20 protein-coding genes and 1 pseudogene are annotated in these 25,586 nt (G+C 39.7%); 13 read left to right on the forward strand and 8 right to left on the reverse strand.

Annotation, left to right across the window (positions count from 1 at the left end):
- Window positions 1–115: 115 nt before the first annotated feature.
- The 6 genes from Aba26S_RS10045 (at window position 116) to Aba26S_RS10070 (ending at window position 6,918) form a co-directional block, all read left to right on the forward strand.
- Window positions 116–295: a hypothetical protein gene (locus Aba26S_RS10045; RefSeq protein ID WP_001141891.1), complete on the forward strand. Its 180-nt coding sequence runs from the start codon at window positions 116–118 to the stop codon at window positions 293–295.
- Between the two features lie 114 nt (window positions 296–409).
- Complete coding sequence (locus Aba26S_RS10050; protein WP_023187980.1) at window positions 410–1,423, forward strand: nucleotidyltransferase; 1,014 nt, start codon at window positions 410–412, stop codon at window positions 1,421–1,423.
- Window positions 1,423–3,135: a ThiF family adenylyltransferase gene (locus Aba26S_RS10055; protein WP_023187981.1), complete on the forward strand. Its 1,713-nt coding sequence runs from the start codon at window positions 1,423–1,425 to the stop codon at window positions 3,133–3,135. The genes Aba26S_RS10050 and Aba26S_RS10055 overlap by 1 nt, the downstream gene beginning before the upstream one ends.
- A 5-nt stretch (window positions 3,136–3,140) precedes the next feature.
- Entirely contained in the window at window positions 3,141–3,602 is a 462-nt protein-coding gene (locus tag Aba26S_RS10060) for a Mov34/MPN/PAD-1 family protein (protein WP_005314752.1), read from the forward strand.
- Window positions 3,603–3,604: 2 nt separating this feature from the next.
- Window positions 3,605–4,999 carry a dsDNA nuclease domain-containing protein gene (locus Aba26S_RS10065; RefSeq protein WP_023187982.1) on the forward strand — a complete coding sequence of 465 codons (1,395 nt, stop codon included), beginning with the start codon at window positions 3,605–3,607 and terminating at the stop codon, window positions 4,997–4,999.
- A 44-nt stretch (window positions 5,000–5,043) separates the two neighbouring features.
- Complete coding sequence (locus tag Aba26S_RS10070) at window positions 5,044–6,918, forward strand: hypothetical protein (RefSeq protein WP_043971761.1); 1,875 nt, start codon at window positions 5,044–5,046, stop codon at window positions 6,916–6,918.
- Between the two features lie 185 nt (window positions 6,919–7,103).
- Here Aba26S_RS10070 and Aba26S_RS10075 read toward each other — a convergent pair whose 3' ends face one another.
- From Aba26S_RS10075 to Aba26S_RS10100, 6 genes are all read right to left on the reverse strand, one after another.
- Window positions 7,104–8,195 carry a cation diffusion facilitator family transporter gene (locus tag Aba26S_RS10075; RefSeq protein WP_023187984.1) on the reverse strand — a complete coding sequence of 364 codons (1,092 nt, stop codon included), beginning with the start codon at window positions 8,193–8,195 and terminating at the stop codon, window positions 7,104–7,106.
- Window positions 8,196–8,211: 16 nt separating this feature from the next.
- Window positions 8,212–8,751 (reverse strand): nuclear transport factor 2 family protein, encoded by a 540-nt coding sequence (locus Aba26S_RS10080; protein ID WP_017396455.1) that lies wholly within the window; start codon window positions 8,749–8,751, stop codon window positions 8,212–8,214.
- 10 nt (window positions 8,752–8,761) lie between these two features.
- Complete coding sequence (locus tag Aba26S_RS10085; RefSeq protein ID WP_008942232.1) at window positions 8,762–9,145, reverse strand: hypothetical protein; 384 nt, start codon at window positions 9,143–9,145, stop codon at window positions 8,762–8,764.
- Between the two features lie 76 nt (window positions 9,146–9,221).
- A complete protein-coding gene (locus tag Aba26S_RS10090) occupies window positions 9,222–10,703 on the reverse strand; it encodes an efflux transporter outer membrane subunit (RefSeq protein WP_008942231.1) in 1,482 nt (493 codons plus the stop codon).
- Window positions 10,700–13,864, reverse strand: a complete 3,165-nt coding sequence (locus tag Aba26S_RS10095; protein ID WP_008942230.1) for an efflux RND transporter permease subunit — start codon at window positions 13,862–13,864, stop codon at window positions 10,700–10,702. Before Aba26S_RS10095 ends, Aba26S_RS10090 begins: the two co-directional genes overlap by 4 nt.
- A 3-nt stretch (window positions 13,865–13,867) precedes the next feature.
- Window positions 13,868–15,049 carry an efflux RND transporter periplasmic adaptor subunit gene (locus tag Aba26S_RS10100; RefSeq protein ID WP_023187985.1) on the reverse strand — a complete coding sequence of 394 codons (1,182 nt, stop codon included), beginning with the start codon at window positions 15,047–15,049 and terminating at the stop codon, window positions 13,868–13,870.
- Between the two features lie 450 nt (window positions 15,050–15,499).
- Here Aba26S_RS10100 and Aba26S_RS10105 point away from each other — a divergent pair, with 450 nt between their 5' ends.
- Together Aba26S_RS10105 and Aba26S_RS10110 are read left to right on the forward strand one after the other, a co-directional pair.
- Window positions 15,500–16,504 carry a cation diffusion facilitator family transporter gene (locus Aba26S_RS10105; RefSeq protein ID WP_023187986.1) on the forward strand — a complete coding sequence of 335 codons (1,005 nt, stop codon included), beginning with the start codon at window positions 15,500–15,502 and terminating at the stop codon, window positions 16,502–16,504.
- A 40-nt stretch (window positions 16,505–16,544) separates the two neighbouring features.
- On the forward strand, window positions 16,545–18,233 hold the full coding sequence (locus Aba26S_RS10110; RefSeq protein WP_023187987.1) for a hypothetical protein: 1,689 nt from the start codon (window positions 16,545–16,547) through the stop codon (window positions 18,231–18,233).
- Window positions 18,234–18,457: 224 nt separating this feature from the next.
- On the opposite strand, the gene Aba26S_RS10115 is transcribed toward Aba26S_RS10110, so the two are convergent.
- Window positions 18,458–18,772, reverse strand: a complete 315-nt coding sequence (locus Aba26S_RS10115) for a helix-turn-helix transcriptional regulator (protein ID WP_023187988.1) — start codon at window positions 18,770–18,772, stop codon at window positions 18,458–18,460.
- Between the two features lie 120 nt (window positions 18,773–18,892).
- Here Aba26S_RS10115 and Aba26S_RS10120 point away from each other — a divergent pair, with 120 nt between their 5' ends.
- The 3 genes from Aba26S_RS10120 to Aba26S_RS10130 all read left to right on the forward strand — a co-directional run bounded on the left by Aba26S_RS10120 (window position 18,893) and on the right by Aba26S_RS10130 (window position 23,574).
- Complete coding sequence (locus Aba26S_RS10120; protein ID WP_023187989.1) at window positions 18,893–21,379, forward strand: heavy metal translocating P-type ATPase; 2,487 nt, start codon at window positions 18,893–18,895, stop codon at window positions 21,377–21,379.
- 10 nt (window positions 21,380–21,389) lie between these two features.
- A complete protein-coding gene (gene cueR, locus Aba26S_RS10125) occupies window positions 21,390–21,848 on the forward strand; it encodes a Cu(I)-responsive transcriptional regulator (RefSeq protein WP_023187990.1) in 459 nt (152 codons plus the stop codon).
- Window positions 21,849–21,981: 133 nt separating this feature from the next.
- Complete coding sequence (locus Aba26S_RS10130) at window positions 21,982–23,574, forward strand: hypothetical protein (RefSeq protein ID WP_023187991.1); 1,593 nt, start codon at window positions 21,982–21,984, stop codon at window positions 23,572–23,574.
- A gap of 55 nt (window positions 23,575–23,629) precedes the next feature.
- Here Aba26S_RS10130 and Aba26S_RS10135 read toward each other — a convergent pair.
- Window positions 23,630–24,502: pseudogene (locus tag Aba26S_RS10135) on the reverse strand (LysR substrate-binding domain-containing protein).
- Between the two features lie 167 nt (window positions 24,503–24,669).
- On the opposite strand from Aba26S_RS10135, the gene Aba26S_RS10140 reads away from it, so the two are divergent.
- Together Aba26S_RS10140 and Aba26S_RS10145 are read left to right on the forward strand one after the other, a co-directional pair.
- Window positions 24,670–25,260 carry a pyridoxamine 5'-phosphate oxidase family protein gene (locus tag Aba26S_RS10140; protein WP_023187992.1) on the forward strand — a complete coding sequence of 197 codons (591 nt, stop codon included), beginning with the start codon at window positions 24,670–24,672 and terminating at the stop codon, window positions 25,258–25,260.
- A 25-nt stretch (window positions 25,261–25,285) separates the two neighbouring features.
- The coding region (locus tag Aba26S_RS10145) for an EamA family transporter (RefSeq protein WP_155770352.1) at window positions 25,286–25,586 on the forward strand (301 nt) is incomplete at its 3' end.

Genomic DNA, 25,586 nt, shown 5'->3' on the forward strand with positions numbered 1-25,586 from the left:
TTAGATCTGGCTGTCAGAACCCCATTCTAACATTTAGGCCCGTAAATCTCAAGATTTACCCGCTTATTTTGGTATGCGCCCTGAAAAACGAGCCGCCAAAATAGGAGGGCTAACAATGCCTACCGAAAATCAAGACTTCGTGTTTTGTAAATCTTATCGCCATAAATCTGGAAAAATTATTGTCCATCCAACTGGATATTTTAAATTTCCCAGAACTCGGCCATTGAAAGAAGAAAAGGATACTATCCGTAATAAAAAATCGGATGATCCTGATAACTCAAACTCAATATCGTAAACAAGGTTAAATAACCTACTGCTATGCAACAAAGTTCACAGTAGTAGGTTACTTAATTTTTCTGATCGCACTTAATTTTATGCCCCATTTTAGTACATGGGCTCAGAGAGAATTATGACAACTCAACAGCAGTTTCTTGACCTACTTTCCGATATTGAACCATCTACAACAACAGTTAATGATTGTTCAAGCGCACATAATACGCTTCGTAATGCTTTAAAAGTGCATAATGAATTCAGCAAAGTACATGTGCATACGTTCTTATCAGGTTCTTATAAAAGAAATACGGCAGTACGTCCGACTACTATAGGCGGTATCACACAAAGACCAGATGTAGATATTATTGCCCTTACAAATCACACAATTAACGATAATCCTCAAATTGTCCTTGATGCAGTACATACAGCATTAAAGGATATTGGATATACCGATCTCACCGTTAACCGTCGTTCAGTAAATGTTAAGTTGAAAAAAGTTGATATGGATGTTGTCCCTATCATTTCAGATGGATATGGTGGCTATCTGATTCCAGACATTCATCTTGAAGAATGGCTAGTTACCAACCCTCCAGCCCATACCGAGTGGACTGTTGAGGTGAATAAAAATGCAAATGGGCGATTTAAGCCTCTTGTGAAGCTATTTAAATGGTGGCGTCGTGAGAACTTGTCTGATTTAAAACGACCAAAAGGATTCATTTTAGAATGCCTGGTTGCCAAGCATATGAATTACTACGAATCCAACTATGAAAAGTTGTTTGTTTATCTTTTAGAAACAATCAGGGATTCTTATGGGATTTATGCGTCACTAGGCATAATTCCACATTTAGAAGATCCTGGTGTTGCAGGCAATAATGTTTTTTCTGCGGTCACAGCAGATGAGTTCAAAACCTTTTATGAAAAGGTAAAAGAACAAGCTGCTATTGCACGAAATGCCTTAAATGAAACAGATGATGATAAAGCATTAGCTCTATGGCGGCAGGTCTTGGGTAATCGTTTTCCACGTTCGGCATCACACAAAAGTGCAAATTCTGCTGATATGGCCAGCTCTTTAATCCGTTCAGCTTTAGGTGCAGGATTAACATTTCCATCAACCCCTGTTTATCCAAATAAACCAGGAGGCTTTGCGTAATGGAACTGCTAAAAACACCATTAGAACGCTTAATTCAAGAACGGCAGTTATTGACCGATCTTGAAAATGAGGAAAACAGTTTTAAGATTCAGGAGTGGAACTCAACAAACACTAATGAACTGCATTTAAACTTCTCTCTCAAGATAGGAACTATAGATTTTAATGGTGTTTTAGTATATCCAGAGCTTTTCCCAGAGCTACCAGCATATATACGTCCACAAAAATCTGGTGAAAGATGGAGTATCTTGCACCAGTACGGTGGTTCAGGAGTGCTGTGTCTAGAATACGGTCCAGATAATTGGAATACAAATATCAGTGGAGTGGAACTAATTAGAAGTGCCCGGATTCTTTTATTAACAGACGCAATGACTGTATTGGAGATGGATGTAGAACCTGTGCCATCTAGGCATTCTGAAACAATAGGTCAAAAATTAAGAGGTATTTCAGAAAGGTTCATTGAAACACCAATGTTACGTCACATACTCTTGGGTAGTGACCCTGAAAAAATGGACTTTAAGGTTGCCATCTCAAGCATTCGGGACAAGACCGTTATTGTTCCAACAAATATTCAAAACAAACCTCTACCTGACATCGTCCCATCATTTTCTAATGAAAGATTTGAATTGTCTGGATGGGCAATAAGAGTTGATTCTGTTCCTTTATTAAAGGAATCTGTAAATGATCGACTTTCGTTAGAATCCTCTTTAGGCAATTTATGGCCTACTCAGGAGGAATTCACAAGTTCCATAAAGCCTCTATTGTTATATGACTTAAATGGTAACTTGGAACTATTCTTAATTAATAATACAGCACCACTTTTCGTAAGTTATCCAGCTATTAATCTACATGATGATCAGAATCAAAGATTGCCAGCACAATTTAGCAATATCAATGATGCAAAGATAGTAATCGTTGGTCTTGGATCGTTAGGAAGTAAAATTGCAATTTCACTGGCGCGGTCTGGCTGTAAAAACTTTCTACTTATTGATGATGATATTCTGGCACCCCAGAATCTTGTCCGTAATGAACTCAACTGGTTAGATGTTGGCTTTGCTAAAACCCATGCTGTTGAAAGAGCATTAAAACGAACTGCATTAGACATGCAGATTGAAACGTATGAAATGCAAATTGGTGGCCAGGAAAATCCTCATTTAAATTCCAATATCGCTAATGCCATTGGTACATGTAATCTGATTATTGATGCGACAGCAAACTCACATACATTTCTAACCTTAGCTGCAATTGCTAAAAGAAAACATATACCAATGGTATGGGGTGAAATCTTTGGTGGCGGTGGTGGAGCAATGATGGCCCGTAGTCGCCCAACGTTAGATGCCTCACCTTTAGAGCTTCGCAATCATATTTATGGTGTCTTACAAACGTTGGAACCAATCCCAGAAGGCAAAGTTAATAATTACGGCTTTCAAACACAAAACCAAACATATATTGCATCAGATGCAGATGTAACGGCTCTTGCAGCGTCTATGACTCAGTTCACATTAGATACTTTATGTACAGTTGATGAGCAATCCTCTTATCCATATTCAGCATATTTAATAGGGTTCCGTAAATATTGGATATTTCAATGTCCTTTTGATACTCATCCTATCGATTGTTCAGGTGCGTTAGTAACAGAATCTCCTACGGATAAACAGATATCTGAAAGTGAAAATGGCAATTCTATTGAAGAGCCTGAACCGATGAAAGGTTAATACTAATGCTGAAAATATCCATTCCTACTGATATACAAATTTTACTGATAAAAGCCCTGTTGAAGTCTGGAACCCACGAATGTGGCGGTGTTTTAATGGGTGAGCATATAGGTACAAATCATTTTAGAGTTAGCTCATTAACTGTTCAAAAGAGTGGAACGATCGCATCCTTTGTACGTGGAATTACGGATGCTATTAAAGCAATTCGCCTTTTTCATAAATCAACAAACAATAATTATCAAAAATTTAACTATTTAGGTGAATGGCATAGCCATCCTCTCTTTAGTGTACAACCCAGCAGTAAAGACCATCACACCATGAGGGAATTGGTGTCCGATCCAAAAGTTGGGGCAAATTTTGTAGTCTTACTGATTTTTCATTTAAAAAACAATCATCTTGAGGGCAGTGCCCACACCTACCTACCAGATGGTTCCTGTTACCCATCCACCCTGGATTTAGAGAGATAATAATGAGTGCAAGTCTGTTAGAAAAACAATCAACTGGTGGTGCAATTGCACGAGTAGGGTTTGATTATCAGGATGCCTTTGTATTAAAGAACCTGCCACTATGGCTATCTGAAAGTGCTTTTAGTCACATTGTGAGTGAATCAATAGGTGATGTTGAGGTTTGCTACTTCTCTTCAGAGAAAGATTTCCAGCGTGTCATGTATGAAGCTAAAAATCATTCGCTGACTTCTACAGACTTCTGGAAAGAAATTAAGCGCTTCAAGGAGGCGTTTGATATTCCATCAAGTGAATATACTCGCTTTAGTTTAGTATGCCCACTCTATACCTCTACACTTCACCCATTTCTTGCCCAGATTGAGAGAATTAGAGGCGTTGGCTCTTCATACAGTGCCGATTCTGTGATTTTACAAAAAAGTCGTCAGGATATTATTCAGTGGTGTAGCGATAAGGGATTCGAAACCTCACTTGCTGAGTTTGCACTTGACCATGTTGATTTCCTGTCTTTCAATGCTGAAGATAGCGACTCTGTATTTATAGGCGAAATAGAAGAGAAATTATCCAATATCGAACTCACTACACGTAAAGCCAAACAGTTAAGAGATCAGTTTAAAAAATTGATTTCTCGTTCTTCTTTTGGTCCAATACATCGCAAAGACTTTGAAAATTTTATTTGCCATGCTCTTGAAGAAGATAGAAGCCAATGGCTATCAGATCCTATCAAAATTAACCTTTCTACTTCAACCAGTCAGTACCAAGACTTAAACTTAGATATTCGTGATTTCAATGGTCCTGATCGTGCCCAAAAAACCTCCAGCGACTGGAACAACCTAATCAAAAAAGCGGTATCGATTGGGGATTTCATTCATAGCAGTGGTGACCGTAGAACCCTCCTTATAGACGGTAAACAAAGAATGTCCACCGCATGTATGCTTGGCTATGTATTTAGTGCCACACGTAATTTCCTACTTGAAATAGAACATAATGGCCTCGCTTATCGCACTGATGACCATAAACAGAAAGAGGGACAATTTTTTAATAAAATCGCCCCTGTTGAGCTACAGGGAGAAACTGAAGCCATAGTTACTATCGGATTTCCTACAGCTATAGGTAAAGACATTGACTCTACAATAAATGAAGTAAAGAGCTTACCTAGACTGAATCTAGAAAGCTCTTATGCGATTGATAATATGGAAACTCTAAATCTTGCTGTGAGAGAGGCAAAATCCGCTTTAGTTTCATTCAAATCTGAAAATAAGTTATCTAAATTACACCTCTTTATTAAAGCACCCTCAGTTTTTGCAATGGTCTTGGGACATCGTTTGAATGGTGTTTGTGATATTCAGCTTTACGATTGGGTAGATGGGCAATATATCCCTACGGCCGAGCTGAGCATATAAGAAGAATTGACTAGTCGATAATATTACTAATAGAGAGGTTGACCATGAACAATCATTCTAATGAAAAAAATACTGATAACTCTCCAGATAAAACAAAATCACCGGCATTCAAAGTTCTTGAATCCAATGCTGAAAAGTTCTTAATGGTGTGGTGGTATGGAGCGTTAGCAAAAGCTGATCGTAGAAATGCTCAACCTAAAGTTCATGTGGCTTTTAGGGAACTTCTGGAAGATTACACACCCACAGATAATTTTATTTTTATTGATGCAAATATAACAGATTTGGTGTCTTGGCCTATTGGAACAGTTTGGCACCATGAACGATTAGTTGACTATCTTCCCTTTGAAATAAGGGAGTTTGATATTGACCATACGGATTTTACACATACCTATGTTCAAGCATATAAGCGAGACGAAAAGACAGGGAGAATAGATCATTTCTTCTCAGACAAGAATAAATTTTATATTAATCCAAGCCAACGTGAGAATTGCATTTCTTTCTCCTTAACGGATCAGGAATATAAGGAACTACTCGTACCTTGTTTTGAGTTTCTGGTGAGAGGATATGGTCTCTCTACAGAACTTCCTAGAATTCTGACAACATATGATGAGACCGAAAGACATGAACGGCTCTACACCCCTCATCCAGAAGAAGAAAACACCTGGACGATCCTTATAGGTGATAGCCTCACAACAGATGATCATGTATTTATTGCCTACTATAAATATAGCAAATATACCCAAGATGCCGTAAGAATCTTATTTAGCAGTATTGCAAAACATGATGATTTTATCCAAAGAAACCATATATACCCTAAAGTAATGCCATGGCATAAGGAAACGAGAAAAATTAGGGTTTCAGGTTTTTGTATTCCTGACACCAATGCTTTTTTAGCCTTGACAATCCTTGGAATAGAACTACCTGATCAAACACTTATCAGACGTGTTCCAAAGGTAATTCACCGCATTAAGAAACCTGTAGATGTCAACTCACCTAATCCTCCTCAGTTGCAACTAGGTCCTGGTCAGATTAACGTATCTGAAGATCAAGGAGGGCGCAAACCATTATTACAATCGGTTATTTTAGGTCATGAATTTACATGGTTAGGTTCAGGCCCTATCGGGGAAAAAAGTAAAACAAAGTATGAAAGAACCATCACCCAGCCACAGAGAAAGAAAAATACTAAAGAAACCAATACAGTTGGTACAGGAGAACCTGATAGCTCTAAGGAAGTTCTAAATGTCCAAATTAACCCGACCACTAATGGAGATACAGAGTTTGAAGCTCCAGATCATGGAAGAATCATGGGCCTATGGAATGCATGTTTAAAGGCTCGCTCGTTAAATCCCAGTATTGTCAATGCAGTCCACTATTATACTTTTGAGGAAGAGTTTGATTACCGCGATAAACCCACTCTCATGGCCTTTTTCGTTAATTCAGAAACATTAAATAATAAAGATATTACAGATGGAGAAAAACAAACTTATAAAAATTGGTGTTATGCAAACTCAAATAAAACAGCACTTCGTGGAGCATTGGTCATCCGATTATCTCTTGTAAATTGCCCTCCAGTTTATCTTTTCGATATACAACCAGCGACTTACGTTTCAACTGTAGATGGGGAAAGTGTTCTCAAGGAGCGTGGGCATGCTGGTCTAATATTTAGGTCAAGAACCGCAGAACAATTTGAGCAGTATATTTCTGGGCTCATGGAGAGCCTGCCTTTGTCAGAGGGCTCTTATACGACAACTCTCCTAGGCTCCAATTTGGTTACTCAATTATTTGTTTTTAGACATTCAAAATCTGCTGGCTTGTCAGAGGGTGAATCAACGTTATTGAATGCTCTAAGAAAAATTGGAATCACGAATATCAAGTTAAAGGAGGAAAAGGAGGAAAAGGAGGAAAAGGAGGAAAAATAATATTCGAATCTTACAATTGTGACCATCTTCTTTTAGCCTAGTCCATAATTCTTTCCTATGGGTAATTTTATTACATATCAAATTGAATTATATATAGTTTAATGGCACTTTTAAGTGCCATTAAACTTGGGTACCACTTGTGATTAGATAAGCACCTATATTAGGAATATTTAACCTTTTTAAACTCAGTGTTCTGAATCCTTTGGTATATTTTCAATAATGCAATGATGAATATCATCGTGATTGTTGAGTGATGTTTCAGCCTGAATAGTGACATGCTCAATACCTAGATTTTGTATGACATTCTCCAGATCATGTAAGAGTATCTGCACTTCCTGCATACTCATTTCTTCACTCACAACAATATGGCAGGATAAAATATAACGTTTACTTGTCAGACTCCATATATGTAAATCATGTACACCCTGAATTCGCTGGCCTTGAAGAATGGTTTCTTTGATTTCTGCCAAGTCAAATTTTTCTGGTGTACCCTGCATTAAAACATGCGAAGCCTTTACTACAACTGAATATCCACTGCGAAGAACAAGTATTGCAACTAGAACACTGGCTAAAGTATCTGCCCAGGCCCATCCAAAGAAGTAGATACATAGCGCAGCAGCAATTGCGCCAATAGAACCTAACAAATCACTGAGTACATGCAGGTAAGCACCTCGCATATTCAAGTCGTGTTCGGTATCACTACCTTTAAAAATCATTACTGCAACAATGATATTAATCAGCAATCCAATACTAGCAACGATCAACATCCCTTGTACTTCAATATGTTGTGGTTGCTGAAACCGTAGAATTGCCTCAATAAAGATATACAGTGCGATACCAACCAGTGTAATACCATTCAATGCAGCAGCCAGTATTTCAAAGCGTTGATAGCCGTATGTTTTATTTTTGGTAATCTGTTTTTGACCGATGAAGACTGCTGCAAGTGCAATACCAAGTGCAACAGAGTCACTCAGCATGTGACCGGCATCTGAAATCAAGGCCAAACTATTGGTAATAAAACCACCTATAAATTCCACTACCATAAAAATGGTAATCAGTAAAAAGCTTATGGTCAGAATTTTTTTATTACTTGGGATATGGCTGTGGTCATGATCGTGGTCGTGATCATGACCACCATGACCATGATGGTGTCCTGAGTGATCATGGTTGTGCTTATGGGTGTTACCATGACTATGCTTATGCCCAGAATGATCATGGTTATGATCATGTTCAGAGTGGTTATGTTTGTGATCTTGTGTATGGTTGTGCGAAGACATTTTATAGCACTCCTGATTATGGCTCTAACTGACTACGCAATGGATGATTGTTGTAGTAATCACCGATGTATATAATCTTATTATTTTTAACCTCAAAAAATGAAGCACCTTTAAAAGTGATTACTTTTGCGTCTTTTTTACCAGACTGGTCTTTTTTATTGAGGGTTCCCTGAAGCTGCCATTCGACAGCAACCTTATCACCAACAATGAGTGGCGGGGATGTAAGCGTCATCTTCCGATCAGGAATGACTGTTAATAAAAACTTGGGTACCTCAATTACAGATGCTGTACCTTTACGGTTTTCTTCATTACTTGTATTGAAATACTCAACATTCGTGTCAAGAACTTTAGTCAGGTCATCTGGCTGCGTACCATTCCAGATATTAAGATAGCTCTCCACGGTTTCCAAAGCTGTATTGATCGGTGCTTTTGCATGCGAAATTGAAGCTAATCCTAACGTCATAAGAATGAGTAAGAATGTCATGAAAAAAGGCTTTGATTTTTTCCCTTGACCATCAACATCTTGCTTCAATTGATTGATATAAATAGTGTTCATCATATTCACCTTAGACTTGAATAAGTTCATCCACAATCCGTTCGGCGTCTTCCCTGGTATTGACGATTTCATAAGGAATGCCAAATGCCTTTACAGCCATTTCCGTCATCTTTCTGATGGCAACTCTTTTTTCCTGATCAGGTTCAATGCAGATAATTGCCTTACATAACTGATTAAGTTCATCTTTATGGTTTTTAAGCCAAAGACCACGTTGTTTAAAGTCTTCAGGTGTTTCTTGCATTGATAATTGATCATAAACAATCACAAACGGACTGCTCATTTCCAAGAATTCCTGCATTTCCAACTGCCATTGAGGTGAATAACCTGGAACTGCCTGATCTTGCTTAAACTCAACAAATGGGAAGTTTTCTATATCATGGATAATAAATTTCATTTATATGACCTCATATTCTGTTTCATCTTGTCAGGAATTCATCTCTTTCCATCAAAAGATGAATTCCATCGATGTGCTATTTCAAAGATTTACGTTCAATCTGTACGGTATGTTCATTCCAGCCTCCACCTAATGCCTTGTAGAGGTTGACCTGATTATTCAGGCGTTCCAGGCGGGTCTGTATAAGTGCCTGCTGAGATGCATACAGAGTTCGTTGTGAGTCGAGGACTGCGAGATAATTATCTTCACCAGCATCAAAACGTAAGGTTGCCAACTTATGGGCATCCTGGCTGGCCGCAATCATTTGCTGCTGCGATTTGATCTGTTCATCTAGTGTGGACTTGCCAGCCAGCCCATCAGCAACTTCACGAAAAGCTGTTTGAATAGATTTGTCATAGTTGATGACTTCAATCTGCTTCATGATGTGTGAGCGATCCAGATTTGCCTGATTTAAACCTGCATTAAATATGGGCAAGTTAATCTTGGGCATAAAACTCCATGCACCTGTACCTGCATTAAATAGATTATCCAGACTGGAACTTGCCGTACCCGCCGAACCCGTTAGGGTAATGGATGGAAAAAATGCTGCACGGGCTGCTCCAATGTTTGCATTCGCAGCCTGAAGCTTATGTTCTGCGGCACGAATGTCTGGACGACGTTGAAGTAGATCCGATGGCAAACCAACTGGTATATCCTGCATAACAACCTGATCAGGAATTTTGGGGGACTGGTCCAATTGGGCCGCCAATTCCTGTGTTAATGGTGAACCCAGAAGTAACACCAGAGCATTACGATCCTGTGCAGTAATACGCAAGAATTTTGCATAATTGGTTTGTGCGGTGCGCAGTCCTATTTCAGCTTGACGTAAATCAAATCGGGTTGCATTACCAACATCAACAAGTTTCCTGGTCAAGTCATAGGATTTCTGCTGTGTCGCCAAAGTCGCCTTGGTTAAACCTAACGTTTCCTGATCGGCCTTATAGACCAGATAAGCATTAGCAACTGCGGATACCAGACTTAACTGTGATGCTGTCTGGACCTCTTTAGAAGCCAAATAGTTCTGTAAAGCCTGATCACTCAGACTGCGTACTCGGCCCCATAAATCGACTTCCCATGCGACCGAAGTAACACCAACCTGATACATGCGGGGGTTATAAGCAAGATCAGACGGTAAACGCTGACTGGCTGACTCTGCGGTAACACCCACATGCGGTAAACGGTCAGCACGACGAATACGATACTGTGCTTCTATCGCCTCAACATTTAAAGCTGTCACCTTAAAATCATGATTGTTTTTCAATGCATGATCGATGAGTTGGAGTAAGACAGGATCGGTATAAAAGTCACGCCAGCCAATATCGGCTGCGACTGTTTGCTTTCCATTGTTCACTTGCAGCCCTGGATAAGCCTCTCCTGTTGGATAGTGTTCCGACACAGGAGAGACAGGTCGCTCATATATGGGTGCCATTGAACATCCTGCAAGAATAGTGGCAGTGGTTAGTACACTCATTTTCTTGAGGAAGGTGTATCGGTTTAAATGAAGTGTTAAATTTTTCATTTTGAACCCTCCTGTACCAGTGCTTTGGCCTGTTCTCTACGCAGAATAAAATTACGAATGACGACATAGAAAATGGGTGTAAACAGCAAACCAAAGATTGTCACGCCCAGCATTCCAGAGAAAACAGCGATACCCATGGCATGACGCATTTCTGCACCAGCACCTGTGGCTAATACCAGTGGTATCACACCAGCAATAAATGCAATTGAGGTCATTAGAATCGGGCGTAATCTTAATCGGGCTGCTTCAAGTACTGCATCAAAAGGATTCAAACCCTCATCCTCTTTGGCTCGGGCAAACTCCACAATTAAGATGGCATTTTTTGCAGCAAGTCCCACCAGAACAACAAAGCCAATCTGGGTAAAGATGTTGTTATCACTACCAGTTACCCAAACACCTACAATCGCAGATAACAAGGCCATTGGTGCAATAAGTAATACTGCAAAAGGCATTGACCAACTGTTGTATTGAGCTGCAAGGAAAAGGAACGCCAAAATAATTGCTAGAGCAAAAACCATGACCGCAGTATTGCCTGTATTCTTTTCCTGATAGACCAGATCGGTCCATTCATAGGTCATACCTTGTGGCAATGTTTCCTGCACAATTTTTTCAATTGCGGCAGTTGCCTGACCAGATGAATAACCTGATGCAGCGTTACCACTAATATCGGCTGATGGGAAACTGTTATAGTGCATAACACGATCAGGGCCAGAACTACGCTTAATCGTGACAAAGGTCGAAAGCGGAATCATGTCTCCCGCTGCATTTCTCACCTTTAACAGATTAATGTTCTCTGGTTGCATACGGAATGGGGAATCTGCCTGAGCAATTACACGATAAGTACGACCAAACCGATTAAAGTCATTGATATAGATTGACCCCAGATTGATTTGTAGTGTTTCAAAAATATCGGTCAGTGGTACACCTTGTGACTTCGCTTTTACACGGTCAATATCAACTTCAATCTGTGGAGCATTTGCCTGGAAACTCGCAAGCATACCGACAAGTTCAGGCGTCTGAGAGGCTTTCGCCATAATCTCGCCCTGTACACGTGCCAGTGTTTCAAAGCCTAAACCAGCCCGATCTTCAATTTGTAGCTTGAATCCGCCCATAGAACCTAAGCCAGGTACTGGTGGTGGTGGAAAGATGCCCGCAAATCCGTCAGGAATCTGACTGAATTTACCCATTAATTTTCCAGCAATTGCTCCTGCTGATAATGAGGGGTCCTGACGAGCCTCAAATGGATCAAGCATGGCAAACATCAAGGCAGAGTTTGGTACATTGACTGGACCACTTGGTGTAAAGCCTGGGAATGCCATGACGCTTTCCACACCAGGTTCATTCAGTGCAATTTCCGTCATCTGTTTAACTACAGCTTCTGTGCGGTCTAAAGATGCGCCTGTAGGTAACTGGGCGATACCAACTAGATAATACTTGTCCTGTGCAGGAACAAAGCCTTGCGGCACTTTGTTAAAACCTAACCAAGTTAGGCCAAGAAAACCTACATACAAAATCAGCATGATGGCACTTAAACGTACCCCCTTGCGGACTGCACCTACATATTTGTCCGATGCCTTATCAAAGAACCGATTGAATCCTCTAAAGAACCAACCAAATAAGCGTTCGGTTAAATCACGTTTTTTATTTCCAGCTTGATGTGGTTTAAGCAAGATACCTGCTAAAGCTGGTGAAAGTGTTAAAGAGTTGATTGCAGATAAGATGGTTGAAATCGCAATGGTCAAGGCAAATTGGCGATAGAACTCACCCTGCAATCCTGTAAGAAATGCCGATGGAATAAATACAGCAGATAAAACCGCAGTAATCGCGATAATTGGCCCTGTCACCTCAGACATTGCCTTACGGGCAGCTTCTTTTGGTGATTCGCCTAATGCAATATGCCGTTCTACGTTCTCCACCACCACAATTGCATCATCGACCACAATACCAATCGACAGTACCAGTCCAAATAAGGTCAATGTATTTAGGGAGAAGCCGAAATAATACATAATTGCAAACGTACCAATCAGTGAAACGGGAACGGCAATTAAAGGAATAATGGATGCACGCCATGTTTGCAGGAACAGGATGACAACAAGCACAACCAGTGCAATGGCTTCTAACAGAGTGGTAATGACTGATTTCAAAGAAGCTTTTACGAAAATATTTGGATCATAAGGAATTTTATAATCCACACCGTCAGGGAAGCTTTTCTTCAATTCTGCCATCGTTTCACGGACTTCACTTGAAACATCGAGTGCATTGGCACCTGGTGTCATAAAGATTTGTAAGGCAGATGTTGGCTTACCATCCAGTAAAGCTCGCATGGTATAAGCATCAGAACCCAGTTCAATTCGTGCAACATCTTTCAGGCGTGTGATTTGTCCAGTGTCACCAGCTTTAACCACGATTTCACTGAATTGCTCTTCAGTGGTTAAACGTCCCAGCGTATTAACAGTAACTTGATAGGCCGATGTTGTATTTGGTTGTTGACCAACAGAACCCGCAGCAACCTGCATGTTTTGTTCACGAATGGCTGCAACCACATCATTGGCGGTTAAACCACGGGCAGCCACTTTTTCAGGATCAATCCAGACACGCATCGAATATTCACCAGCACCACCAATCTCGATATTTCCAACACCTGGTAAACGTGCAAGCTCATCACGCACATTTAACAGTGCATAGTTGGACAAATATAGTGGATCATGATTCTTGTTGGATGACACCAAATTGATGACCATGAGAATATCGGGTGAGGTTTTTTCAGTGACCACACCAATGCGTTGAACTTCTTCAGGTAAGCGTGGCAATGCACGAGAAACCCTGTTTTGTACCTGTATCTGTGCTTTATCAGGGTCTGTACCCTGTTTAAAGGTGACGGTCAGTACCATCTTGCCATCGGCTGCGGTTTGAGAACTCATATACAACATGTTCTCAACACCGTTCACGGCTTGTTCCAGAGGGGAGGAAACCGTCTCGGCAATGATTTTGGGGTTGGCACCAGGATAACTTGCCATGACCTGTACAGTCGGTGGTGTAATGGCTGGATATTCACTCAATGGCAGTTTAAACAGTGATAAAGCACCGAGAATGACGATCAGCACAGAGATCACGACCGCAAATATTGGCCGATTAACAAAGAAATGAGGGAAATTCTTCATGGCTTATTTCCCCTGTGCGGCACTTTCAGTCGGAGTAGGCGTTTGCATTGGAACGATATTTGGCTTGACCTGCATTCCTGGGCGAACCAGCCCTTTAATAATGACTTTATCGCCAGTTTGCAGACCACTGCTAATAATCCGCAATCCATCAACGACCGAGCCAAGTGTTACAGGCCTAAATTCAACCGTATTATTCGAACCAAGAACCAGAACAAAATTATTGCCCTGATCTGTACCCACCGCCTGATCATCTATCAGAATGGTGGACTGTTTATTTCCAGTGGTCAGCTTAACTCTGGCAAACATACCTGGTGCTAATTCACCTGAATCATTGGTAATAGATGCCCTAACCCGTAGCGTCCCTGTACGCTGGTCAATTTGAGTACTTACAAAGTTTAATTTCCCTGTATAAGGATAAGTTTCTGTATTTGCCAATCCCATTTCGATTGGCAAGTTGAATTGTCCAGATTTATTTTGTCCCTTTAGATTGAGAAAGGTTTTTTCATCAAGGTCAAAATAAACATACAGCGGATTGACTGAAACGATGGTGGTTAAGGCTGTGGCATTGCCTGTATTTCCACCTGCAATCAAGTTACCACTGGTGACAAGAACACGGTCAATACGTCCTGAAATCGGTGCTGTAATATTGGTATAAGATAAATCCAGCTTCGCTGCACTGACGGCTGCCTGAGCCTCCTGTACTTGAGCCTGACGGTTATTTTTGGTTGCCAGTGCATCGTCATAAACCTTATTGGAGACGGCACCACTTTCGACCAGTTTATTTGCCCGGTTAAAATCCAGAACAGCCTGGCTATACTGAACCTCTGCTGCTTTCAGTCGTGCCTGGGCTGTCTTCAGAGCAACCTGAAAAGGTGCAGGATCAATTTTAAATAATACCTGTCCCTTACGAACATAACTGCCCTCAGGAACACTAACACTATTAATGACACCACCGACTCGGGACTTGATTTCAACGCTTTGTGGTGCCGATAAGTAGCCTGTATATTCGGCAGTTGGATTAAGTTCTTGTGTAATTACTTCCGCAACTGGAACCTGAGGAATAGGCATTTGAGCTGAACTAGCTTGTTGCTTGGGTTGATCCGATATATTTTTTGCTGTGTACAGCAGACCACCTGAGATAGCAATCACTACTGCTACAGCAACCGCTGTCATTCGTTTTTTCATGATATTCACCTTTTATGCAAAGCTACATCACTCTGGATAGGTTTCTGTAGCAGTTGCACACATGCTAATGTTTCCAATAATTGGAAGGTCAATAGGGTGATCTGAATAGATTATACAAATGAACATATATTTATATGAATTATTAAAAAGTGAATTTCTATAAGTTTAATAGTCCGTTTTTTCAGCTTTATAAAACATACCTCCGTCTATGGAAATTAAATTCATGCAATATCCCTCCAGTATTAGACTGTCAAATTATTCATTTTATCCTAAGTAGAAATTTCTCTTAGAATAAGTAAAAACAGTATTACTTTAGAAAATTTGATTCCCTATTAGCTCAAAAATGGCACATGCCATTGATTATATTAAAATTAATAAATTAAATTTGACAATTTTTACATATGAACATATATTCATATGTAAAAATATATACATGTTAGGTTTTTATACATGAGTAATCAACGCGATCACAATCATAAATGTCATGATCATTCGCATGAAGGTCATGATCATTCGCATGAAGGTCATGATCATTCACATGTTCCTGATGTGAGTAACGGAAACGAAAGAAAAATTCTGATTTCGTTTTTTATCATTTTCGGGTTCATGCTTGTAGAAGCCACTGGAGGAATCATCTCTGGTTCACTCGCACTTCTGGCTGATGCAGGGCATATGCTTACAGATGCCGTTGCCTTAGGTTTAGCTTATGCTGCCTTTCGTTTCGGTCGCCGCATTGCAGATAATTCAAAAACATTTGGATACATGCGATTCGAAGTTATTGCTGGCTTAATGAATTCTCTTACATTATTCGCAATCGTTGGATGGATTATTTATGAGGCTATTGAACGCTTTCAATCACCTCAACCTGTCATGGCAGGACCGATGTTTATCGTTGCTATTATAGGTATGCTCGTTAACTTATTTGTTTTATGGTACTTAACAAGAGGCGATACAGAACATGTCAATGTTAAAGGAGCTATTCTCCATGTAATGGGCGATTTACTCGGCTCTGTTGGAGCAATTATTGCTGCCATAGTGATTTGGTACACAGGCTGGACTCCTATCGATCCAATTTTATCTGTTCTAGTTTCTTTACTTGTACTACGCAGCGCATGGTCTTTATTTAAACGTACTCTTCATATTTTACTTGAGGGTGCTCCTGAGAATGCTAATGCCCAAGAGATCACTGAATATCTTTTGAAAAATGTAAGTGGTATTGAAAAAATTACCCATATACATATTTGGATGATTACATCAGGTAGATCTATGGCAACGTTGCATGTCAAACCCAAAGATGGAGTTGACCTCGCGACATTAACTCTCAACATTGAGAATGAGCTAAAATCCAAATTTTCTATTGAACATCCAACTATAGCCATTGATTGGCAAGGCAATAGTACTTGTAGCTTAGAAAACCCAACTCAAATTGATCCACACGCTGGACATAATCACTAACCTTAAATCTTTATTGTTATTCACTGATGAGGAGACTTTAATGTCTGATAAATACTACAATTTAGGAGATTACCAGCGTCAAATAACTACGTCATCTCCTGATACTCAACTTTGGTTTGATCGTGGCTTATTATGGACATATTGTTTCAATCCGAGTGAAGCCATAAATTGTTTTAAGAAAGCTCTAGAACATGATGCAAAATGCGCAATGGCTTATTGGGGCATCGCCTTTGCATCTGGTCCAAATTACAATAAAGCTTGGCATTTATTTGATCCTTCAGACTTACAGAATACCATTCCATATATTAATGAAATTATGGAACAAGCAAAGTTAGCAGCGACTCATAATGCGACACAATTTGAGAAAGATTTAATTGATGCCCTTGCTCCACGCTTTCCAAAACACGTGACTATAGATGAACAAGACTTTCATGAGCTGAATTTTGCATATGCTCAAGCTATGAGATCATTTTATGAAAAATATTCTAATGATCTTGATGCAGCTGCAATGTTTGCAGATGCACTCATGTGCTTGAGCCCTCGTAAATTGTGGGATTTAGATACCGGTGAAGCCATAGGTTTAGGTACAGTTGAAGCTAGAAACGTGCTTGAAGTTGCTTTCACTAAACCTGGGGCAAATCGTCATCCTGTAATTAATCATCTCTATATACATTTAATGGAAATGTCACCTTATCCTGAAGTTGCATTGCCAGCTGCTGATAACCTTCGTAATTTATCACCTGATGGGTCACATTTAGCCCATATGTCCACACATATTGATAATGCATGCGGAGATTGGCGTCGAGTGGTTTATTCTAATCTTGATGCAATCGCAGCCGATGAAAGATATTTTTCTAGAGAAAAGAATCCAGGTGGTTGGAATATCTTGTATCGCGTTCATAATTTAATGGTAGGTGCTTATGGTGCAATGATGGCAGGTAAATCACAGGAAGCGTTATTTATGGCTCATCGTATCAATGACATTTTAACACCCGAAGTACTACATATCACTACACCGCCAATGGCTAATTTAACTGAAAGCCATTGCACAACACTACCACATGTTATGATTAGATTTGGCATGTGGGAAGATATTCTGAAACTTGAGCTACCTAAAGATAAAGGTCTATATAGTTCCACAACCGCAATGATTCACTACGCAAAAGGCATAGCATTTGCTTCATTAAGAAGAGTTAAAGAGGCCGAAAAAGAAAGAGAGTCTTTTATAAAAGCAGTAGCTAATGTATCAGAAGAGCGCTTTAACTCTATACCTGTTAAAGAGGTCGAAGCTTTAAAAATTGCTGCCAAAATGATTCATGGCGAAATTGAGTATCGTAAAGGTAATACGAAAGAAGCATTCGCAATCTTGCGAGAAGGCATTAAATTAGAAGATGCTCTTCCTTATTGTGATCCTCCAGCTTGGTTACAACCAGTTCGGCATGCATTCTGCGCACTTAATATGGAACAAGGAAACTTTGAAGTAGCAGCCCAAGAATATCGGATTGAACTGGGGCTAGAAGGTGACCTTGGACGTCGCCGAATTCGCCCTAACAATGTATGGAGTCTTCATGGACTTTATGAGTGTTTAGCAAAACTAGGTCTAGAGAAAGAAGCTCGAGATATTTCGCTGCAACGTGATATAGCACTTGCCTCGGCTGATATTAATATTGAAGCATCCTGTTTCTGCCGATTAAGTGCATTTGAAGATAACACTACAAGTTGCTGTTAAAAACAGATAGCACTTTCCTCAAATAGATATCAAGGCATATAGCTAGACATTTCTTAATTATATGCCCTTGATCTTAACTTTTTGTAGATGATACTGATAACTTAAATAAATGCATGATATATTTCTTGTTTAGAGTAATAAAAATAAAGAATTCCTATAACCCTCTTTCCCCTTAAAGTTATTTAATTTAGATATTTTTGCAATACATTACGTACTACTATAAATTAGTGCTCCTCACTAATATGACTTGCCATATCTAATAAAACCTGACTAACATGTAAATCATCAATCTCATAAAATACTTGTTTAGATTGTCTTTCGCCTTTGACTAAACGAGCTGAACGCAATAAACGAAGATTATGACTGACTAAAGATTGGGATAAATCAAGAGCATCACTGATTTCACCTACTGAACTAGGCCCCCGCATACAAAAAAGTAGAATTTTAAGTCGTGAAGCATCACCTAATAGCCGAAATGTTTCAGCTAAAGACATAATCTCATCTTGAGATAATGGTATCGGGTGATTATTAAAATTCATACTAATACTTAAATTCCTATTATTTAGAAAATATATATGTTTACATATTCTACCCTTGACCTTCCCATAATGGCAAGGTTTATGCTCTTAATAATTGGGTAAGCACTATAGGTATATCTTATGGGAAAGGCAACAGATAAGCTTTCTAATAATATGAAAGTTACATTAAAAATTGAAGGGATGACATGTGCCAGCTGTGTTGGGCGTGTTGAAACAGCACTCAAAAAAGTTGATGGTGTACAGTCTGCCTCGGTCAATCTAGCGACAGAACGTGCAGATATTGTACTTGATCAGCCTGTGGATCGTCAGGTACTGGTTCATGCCATTGAACAATCAGGTTATGACGTGCCCGCAAATAATATTGAATTATCAATTAAAGGCATGACCTGTGCTAGTTGTGTAGGTCGTGTCGAAAAAGCCCTTAAAGCCGTTGCAGGTGTAAAAGAGGCCAATGTCAATCTTGCGACTGAGCGTGCAACGGTCAGTGGTTCAGCAAATGTCGATGACTTGATTACCGCAATTGATAAAGCTGGTTACGATGCCACAGAAATTCAAGCTTCTATTCCTGACCAGACAGAGCTGCTTGAGAAAAAAGATCAAGAACGTGCTGAACTTAAGCGTGATTTGATTCTTGCAACCCTATTGGCTTTGCCTGTATTTATTTTGGAAATGGGATCTCACCTTATCCCTGGTGTTCATCAACTGATTGATCAAACTATTGGGATGCAGAATAGCTGGTATTTACAATTCATCCTGACCACGTTGGTTTTAGTTATTCCAGGACGAAGATTCTATCTAAAAGGTTTGCCTGCATTACTCCGTTTAGCACCTGATATGAACTCGCTGGTTGCGGTTGGTACATTAGCAGCTTACCTATTTTCTATTGTTGCCACATTCATACCCAACATCCTTCCCACAGGAACGGTAAATGTATATTACGAAGCTGCTGCGGTGATTGTGGCATTAATCTTACTGGGTCGTTTTCTTGAAGCAAAAGCCAAAGGGCGAACATCTGAAGCAATCCAGCGTTTAGTCAGCTTACAGGCCAAAACTGCCCATGTTTTACGCGATGGCCAAATGGTAGATATTGCACTAGACCAAGTGGTTGCAGATGACATTATCATTGTGAAACCAGGTGAAAGAATCCCTGTCGATGGTCAAGTCACTGATGGAAAAAGTTTTGTTGATGAATCCATGATTACGGGTGAACCAATCCCTGTTGAGAAAGGCATCGGCAGTGATGTGGTAGGCGGCACCATTAACCAGAATGGCACGTTGACCTTTACCGCTGTGGCGGTGGGTGGCGAAACTATGCTGGCTCAAATCATTCGTTTGGTTGAGCAAGCACAGGGTTCTAAAATGCCGATTCAAGCTGTGGTGGATAAAGTTACCTTATGGTTTGTCCCTGCGGTGATGATTGCCGCAGTACTTACATTCCTAGTCTGGCTTATTTTTGGTCCATCACCAGCCTTAACCTTTGCGTTGGTTAATGCTGTGGCAGTGCTGATCATTGCCTGCCCGTGTGCAATGGGATTAGCGACACCAACCTCAATTATGGTGGGTACAGGTCGTGGTGCAGAGTTAGGAGTGTTGTTCCGTAAAGGTGAAGCCTTACAACTATTAAAAGATGCTAAAGTTGTTGCAGTTGATAAAACAGGGACGTTGACAGAGGGTCATCCTGTGCTGACTGACTTTGAAGTAACCCAATTGTTTGAGCGTGATTATGTTCTAGGCATGGTTGCGGCTGTCGAATCCCGTTCTGAACATCCGATTGCTAAAGCAATTGTTGATGCGGCAAAAAGTGAAAACCTAGCTCTACCTAAAGTCGATACCTTTGATTCAGTCACTGGTATGGGTGTCTATGCAACCATCAATGGTAATGAAAAAATCAATATTGGTGCAGACCGTTATATGGTTCAACTTGGTATTGATGTTGCTCCATTTGCTGTTACAGCTCAGCGTCTTGGTGATGAGGGTAAATCCCCTCTTTATGTTGCTGTCGATGGCGAACTAGCAGGAATTATTGCAGTTGCCGACCCAATCAAATCCACAACGCCAGCAGCGATTAAGGCTCTACACCAATTAGGGCTTAAGGTGGCAATGGTTACTGGTGACAATGTTCGTACTGCTCAAGCGATTGCCAAACAATTGGGTATTGATGAAGTGATTGCTGAAGTTTTACCAGAGGGTAAAGTTAGTGCGGTTAAAGAGCTGAAAGCAAAATATGGCCATATCGCTTTTGTGGGTGATGGTATTAACGATGCGCCAGCTTTGGCTGAAGCTGATGTGGGACTTGCGATTGGTACAGGTACAGATGTTGCAATTGAATCTGCCGATGTCGTGTTAATGTCAGGGAACTTACAAGGTGTTGCCAATGCGATTGCCTTGTCCAAAGCAACGATTGGTAATATTCATCAGAACTTATTCTGGGCATTTGCCTATAACACCATGTTGATTCCTGTTGCTGCTGGTATATTGTACCCAGCCTATGGAATACTGATGTCCCCAATCTTTGCAGCAGGTGCAATGGCTTTGTCCAGTGTATTTGTACTCGGTAATGCATTACGTTTACGTCGATTCCAGTCACCATCCGTCAGTCAAGGCTAAGGAGGATATGATGAACATTGGTAAAGTCTCTAAAGCTTCAGGAGTTACCGCCAAGATGATTCGTTATTACGAGCAGATTGGCCTGATTCCCGCTGCTGGACGTAATAATGCAGGATATCGCTCTTACTCAGTAAATGATGTTGAACGTTTAAAGTTTATCAAACGAAGTCGTGAACTCGGTTTTTCAGTAGCGGAAATATCAGACCTACTCGATTTATGGAATAACCGCAGTAGACAGAGTGCTGATGTCAAACGCCTGGCTCAGGGTCATATTGAAAAGCTGGAAGAACGTATCAATGACCTACAGCAAATGGCGAATACTCTCAAGGACTTAATCGACTGCTGTGCTGGTGATAATAGACCTGATTGTCCGATTCTTGAAGGTTTGCAAGAGCCCCACAATGATATAAAGGACGTTCACCATCATAATGACCTGCTTTCCGTTTCACCTTTAACCCGAAAGAAATGACAAATAATGGGAGGTTATATCAATATAACCTCCTATGCCATACCTATAAAAATTCTTATAAATCAATATAGCTTATTGACTTCTAATATCAGTTCTTCAAAATCTAATTAATTAACTACATTTATGAATATATATGTCAAAAAGAACAAGAGATAATTTCACCCAAAGAACAATTGATGCACTACGTCGCAGAGTATCAAACTGTTGTTCAAACCCTGAATGCTATGTTCTAACAGTGGAGCCTCAAGCGACTGATCCAACAAAAGTAATTGATACAGGTGTAGCAGCACATATTTGTGCTGCATCTATCGGTGGTCCTCGCTATAAGGCAGAGATGACAACTGAAGAAAGAAAAGACATCAATAATGCAATTTGGCTTTGTGCACATTGCTCTATAAAAATAGATAGGGAACCAGAGGCTTATCCAGCCCCTTTATTGCACCATTGGAAGAAAGAAGCAGAACATAGAATAAAAATTAATTCAAACTCAAGGCTTTATACGCAGAATGAGGCAGACTACAAAGTTCATCGTACCTTATTACAAGGTATAGGAGTAAACCTATCTGATCGAATGCAGACTTCCATCTCAGAAGTAGCAAGAGCTGTAAAATCATATATTCATAAATTAGACCCACGGCTAGATGTGGAATACTCTTTTATCAATGGTTCTAACCACTTTGAGATCAATGTTAAAGAAGATACAGATGATCCTGTTATCATCAACTTTATTCCTATTGATCCATCTGAATATAATGAAAAATTTTCGGACTTAATAGATCATGGCCAAACTCTCTCATGTGATATTGCCAAGGTAACCACCAACTCATTAGGGCTAGACTCAATATTTCCCCAGAACCTAAAGGATGGCATCCTGATTATTGAGCCCAATAATAAAAGAACTGCCATTGTTGAGATACAGGATGAAGAGGGTGAAACGCTTATGAGTTTTGAAGATGAATTGATATTAGGAAAAGAAACCTTTTCCTTTTCCTCCATGAAATATAATCATCTTCTAAGTTTTAAAATCAATAAAATTCCATATTCTGGACAACCTATAAAGGATGGTTTTAATCTGGATTTAAACTTCCAGTTATGGGATAACAAAAACTTATCTAAATTACCTTACTTTGATCAAATTTTTAAATTTTATAAATCATTGTCAAATAGTAAAGAATTCAAAGCAATCATATATATAGATGGTTTAGAAGTATTCTCTTCAAGCACCTCAATTGGAAAAACTTATTTTTCCAGACTATTACCTTTACTATCATATACTTATTATTGCAGACTCATTTGTAATGTTCTTCATATCGAATTACCATTCAAAAGTGACATTACGTTTAGTATTGAAGAATACCGCGATGTTTTTGAAACTGCCAAGGCAATAAAAGCAGTTCAGATCAATAATAAATTTTCTTGTACTTTTACCTTGATTAGGGACTCTCTACTATCTATCAGCACCTTTATGGGAAGTAGTGAGATTATTATCCAACAGAATATAATTATAGAGCTCGACAATGTATTCAAAGAGAATATAAAGAAAGATGTTTTTATAAGACATACATTCACTAATCCAAATTTATCTGTAATTAATAATACTAAATCCAAGAAAAATTATACTTACAAAATCAAAGCAGATAACAAACACCATCTTGGTCGATATAAAAGGATGACCACATTAACTCCAATAACACCTGCAAATGAAAAAGAGGTTATGTCTATATGACCACATATATAACCAATAAAGTAAGAATATATAAGTCAATTACTTAAAGAGTTTTTTAATTAGTACCAAGATATTCTATACACCACTGCCAAATCTTGTTCACAGTAGTATTAGAGTGTGAGGATTTTTTCCGTACAAGATAATAACTTGGTTCAATGGTCATTATTTCCGAAACAACCTGTACCAGTTTTCCTGATTTAATCTCTTCATCTACAAAGGCTCGGCATGCTAACGCAATGCCTTGCCCTGACAAAGCAGCGTCTAATGCCAGAGTGGTTTGACTAAAAACAAGTCCAGATAACTTAACATTTGTATTTAGGAACTTGGGCCAGTTATCGTGAGCATCATGTAGAAGTGGCATTGATATTAATTGTTCAGGCTTTAAAGGAAGAGTTAAATCTTGGACAAGAAAAGGACTTGCCACAACAATCAGTTCCTGACGGAACAATAACTGCGCTTCCAAATTCTCTGGAAATGACTTTTTAGTAAGGCGTACAGCAATATCAACCTGATCCCGATCAAAATCTGATACAGCTTCAGTAGCTAATGTATGCAGCTTGATATCAGGCAATGATGTATGTAGTTTACCTAAAAGAGGGATCAACAACTTGGCAGCAATCGTCGGAGTTACACTAATGGTTACGCTATCAGGTTGATCCAAAATCGATTCCGTTTATTCTGTAAGAATATCAAAGGCATGAGTCATATTGACCAAGTAATTAGCTCCCTCTGGAGTCAAAGCCAGTCCTCTTGGAAGACGCTGAAATAGTGTAACCCCCAGATGTTCCTCCAATGCCCGGACCTGCTGAGCAATCGCACCTTGGGTAACTCCCAGTTCATCCGCAGCAGCACGGAAACTCAACTTCCGTCCTGCCGATTCAAAAGCACGCAAAGCATTTAAAGATGGGAGTTTCCGACGAGATAACATAGAACCAAATAGACAGTAGTTTTTCTACACTCTAATGCGTTTATTAATCGTGTGCAAGTCATTCAACTAGTTGAAATAATGTCCTAATAAAAGCAATTTTTATGCTGAGTCTTCCTTTAGAAAATAAAGTATAGGACTGGAAAATTATCCTGACTGAGGTGTCTGTTATGGCAAATGATCTTATTCAAATTAATACTTTGGCCTGGAAAGAACTTGAATTGGCAACTATCACCCCTGAATCAGGTTTCCGCTATATCAATCTATGCTCGGTAGATAAAGAGGATACGCCACAGGCCAGAATGGTCGTGCTAAGACATGTAAATCAATTAAAACGTATTCTTGAGATCCATACCGATATTCGCAGTCCAAAATGGAATGAACTCTTGGCAAACCCATCTACGACCATTCTGGGGTTTTGCTCAAAGACGCGTTTGCAGCTTCGCCTAAAAGGTATTGCCACACTTCATGCTTCTGGTACTGAAGTTGCTCAACAGGCATGGCAATCATTGAGTATATGGACACAGAGAACCTATACGGGTGGACCACCAGGAGATGAGTGTGCTTTTACCACTGGTTGCCACTCACTTCTAGAAACAGACAGTGATGAAAGACAAGATGGATATTCATGTTTTGGTGTTATTTCTGTCCAGATTGAGATTTTAGACTGGTTTCAATTGCAGCACCAAAACAACCAGCGTGCATATTTCACTTATGACAACGATGGAAATTTGATGAATAGCCATTGGATTAACCCCTAAACTGACTCAATAGGATACAGATAAGATGCTTCGCGCTTATGTCGCACTAGTTCTACTTGGAATCATTTGGGGAACAAATTTTATCTATATGAAATGGGCCACTATCCTTATTTCCCCCTCACAAACCGTATTCCTGCGAGTCCTATTTGGATTTCTTCCTCTTTTAGTGATTGCTATTTATACAAGGGCAATCAATCGCCAGCAATTACGTTATCTCCCTCATTTCACCGTGATGTCAGTATTGGCAACGACACTCTATTATTATGGGTTTGTCGCTGGAACAGCTCTTCTTCCCACCAGTATCGCTGGACTGCTTAGTGGCTCTA

Source organism: Acinetobacter sp. NBRC 110496 (assembly GCF_000876115.1).
Lineage (GTDB): Bacteria > Pseudomonadota > Gammaproteobacteria > Pseudomonadales > Moraxellaceae > Acinetobacter.

What these genes read in the sequence shown, in the direction of transcription:
- Aba26S_RS10115 (WP_023187988.1), bottom strand. Translation starts at nt 18,772, where the DNA reads ATGAATTTTAATAATCACCCGATACCATTATCTCAAGATGAGATTATG.
- Aba26S_RS10090 (WP_008942231.1), bottom strand. Translation starts at nt 10,703, where the DNA reads ATGAAAAATTTAACACTTCATTTAAACCGATACACCTTCCTCAAGAAA.
- Aba26S_RS10130 (WP_023187991.1), top strand. Translation starts at nt 21,982, where the DNA reads ATGTCAAAAAGAACAAGAGATAATTTCACCCAAAGAACAATTGATGCA.
- Aba26S_RS10100 (WP_023187985.1), bottom strand. Translation starts at nt 15,049, where the DNA reads ATGAAAAAACGAATGACAGCGGTTGCTGTAGCAGTAGTGATTGCTATC.
- Aba26S_RS10085 (WP_008942232.1), bottom strand. Translation starts at nt 9,145, where the DNA reads ATGAAATTTATTATCCATGATATAGAAAACTTCCCATTTGTTGAGTTT.
- Aba26S_RS10065 (WP_023187982.1), top strand. Translation starts at nt 3,605, where the DNA reads ATGAGTGCAAGTCTGTTAGAAAAACAATCAACTGGTGGTGCAATTGCA.
- Aba26S_RS10060 (WP_005314752.1), top strand. Translation starts at nt 3,141, where the DNA reads ATGCTGAAAATATCCATTCCTACTGATATACAAATTTTACTGATAAAA.
- Aba26S_RS10055 (WP_023187981.1), top strand. Translation starts at nt 1,423, where the DNA reads ATGGAACTGCTAAAAACACCATTAGAACGCTTAATTCAAGAACGGCAG.
- Aba26S_RS10105 (WP_023187986.1), top strand. Translation starts at nt 15,500, where the DNA reads ATGAGTAATCAACGCGATCACAATCATAAATGTCATGATCATTCGCAT.
- cueR (WP_023187990.1), top strand. Translation starts at nt 21,390, where the DNA reads ATGAACATTGGTAAAGTCTCTAAAGCTTCAGGAGTTACCGCCAAGATG.
- Aba26S_RS10050 (WP_023187980.1), top strand. Translation starts at nt 410, where the DNA reads ATGACAACTCAACAGCAGTTTCTTGACCTACTTTCCGATATTGAACCA.
- Aba26S_RS10140 (WP_023187992.1), top strand. Translation starts at nt 24,670, where the DNA reads ATGGCAAATGATCTTATTCAAATTAATACTTTGGCCTGGAAAGAACTT.
- Aba26S_RS10045 (WP_001141891.1), top strand. Translation starts at nt 116, where the DNA reads ATGCCTACCGAAAATCAAGACTTCGTGTTTTGTAAATCTTATCGCCAT.
- Aba26S_RS10110 (WP_023187987.1), top strand. Translation starts at nt 16,545, where the DNA reads ATGTCTGATAAATACTACAATTTAGGAGATTACCAGCGTCAAATAACT.
- Aba26S_RS10095 (WP_008942230.1), bottom strand. Translation starts at nt 13,864, where the DNA reads ATGAAGAATTTCCCTCATTTCTTTGTTAATCGGCCAATATTTGCGGTC.
- Aba26S_RS10075 (WP_023187984.1), bottom strand. Translation starts at nt 8,195, where the DNA reads ATGTCTTCGCACAACCATACACAAGATCACAAACATAACCACTCTGAA.
- Aba26S_RS10070 (WP_043971761.1), top strand. Translation starts at nt 5,044, where the DNA reads ATGAACAATCATTCTAATGAAAAAAATACTGATAACTCTCCAGATAAA.
- Aba26S_RS10080 (WP_017396455.1), bottom strand. Translation starts at nt 8,751, where the DNA reads ATGAACACTATTTATATCAATCAATTGAAGCAAGATGTTGATGGTCAA.
- Aba26S_RS10120 (WP_023187989.1), top strand. Translation starts at nt 18,893, where the DNA reads ATGGGAAAGGCAACAGATAAGCTTTCTAATAATATGAAAGTTACATTA.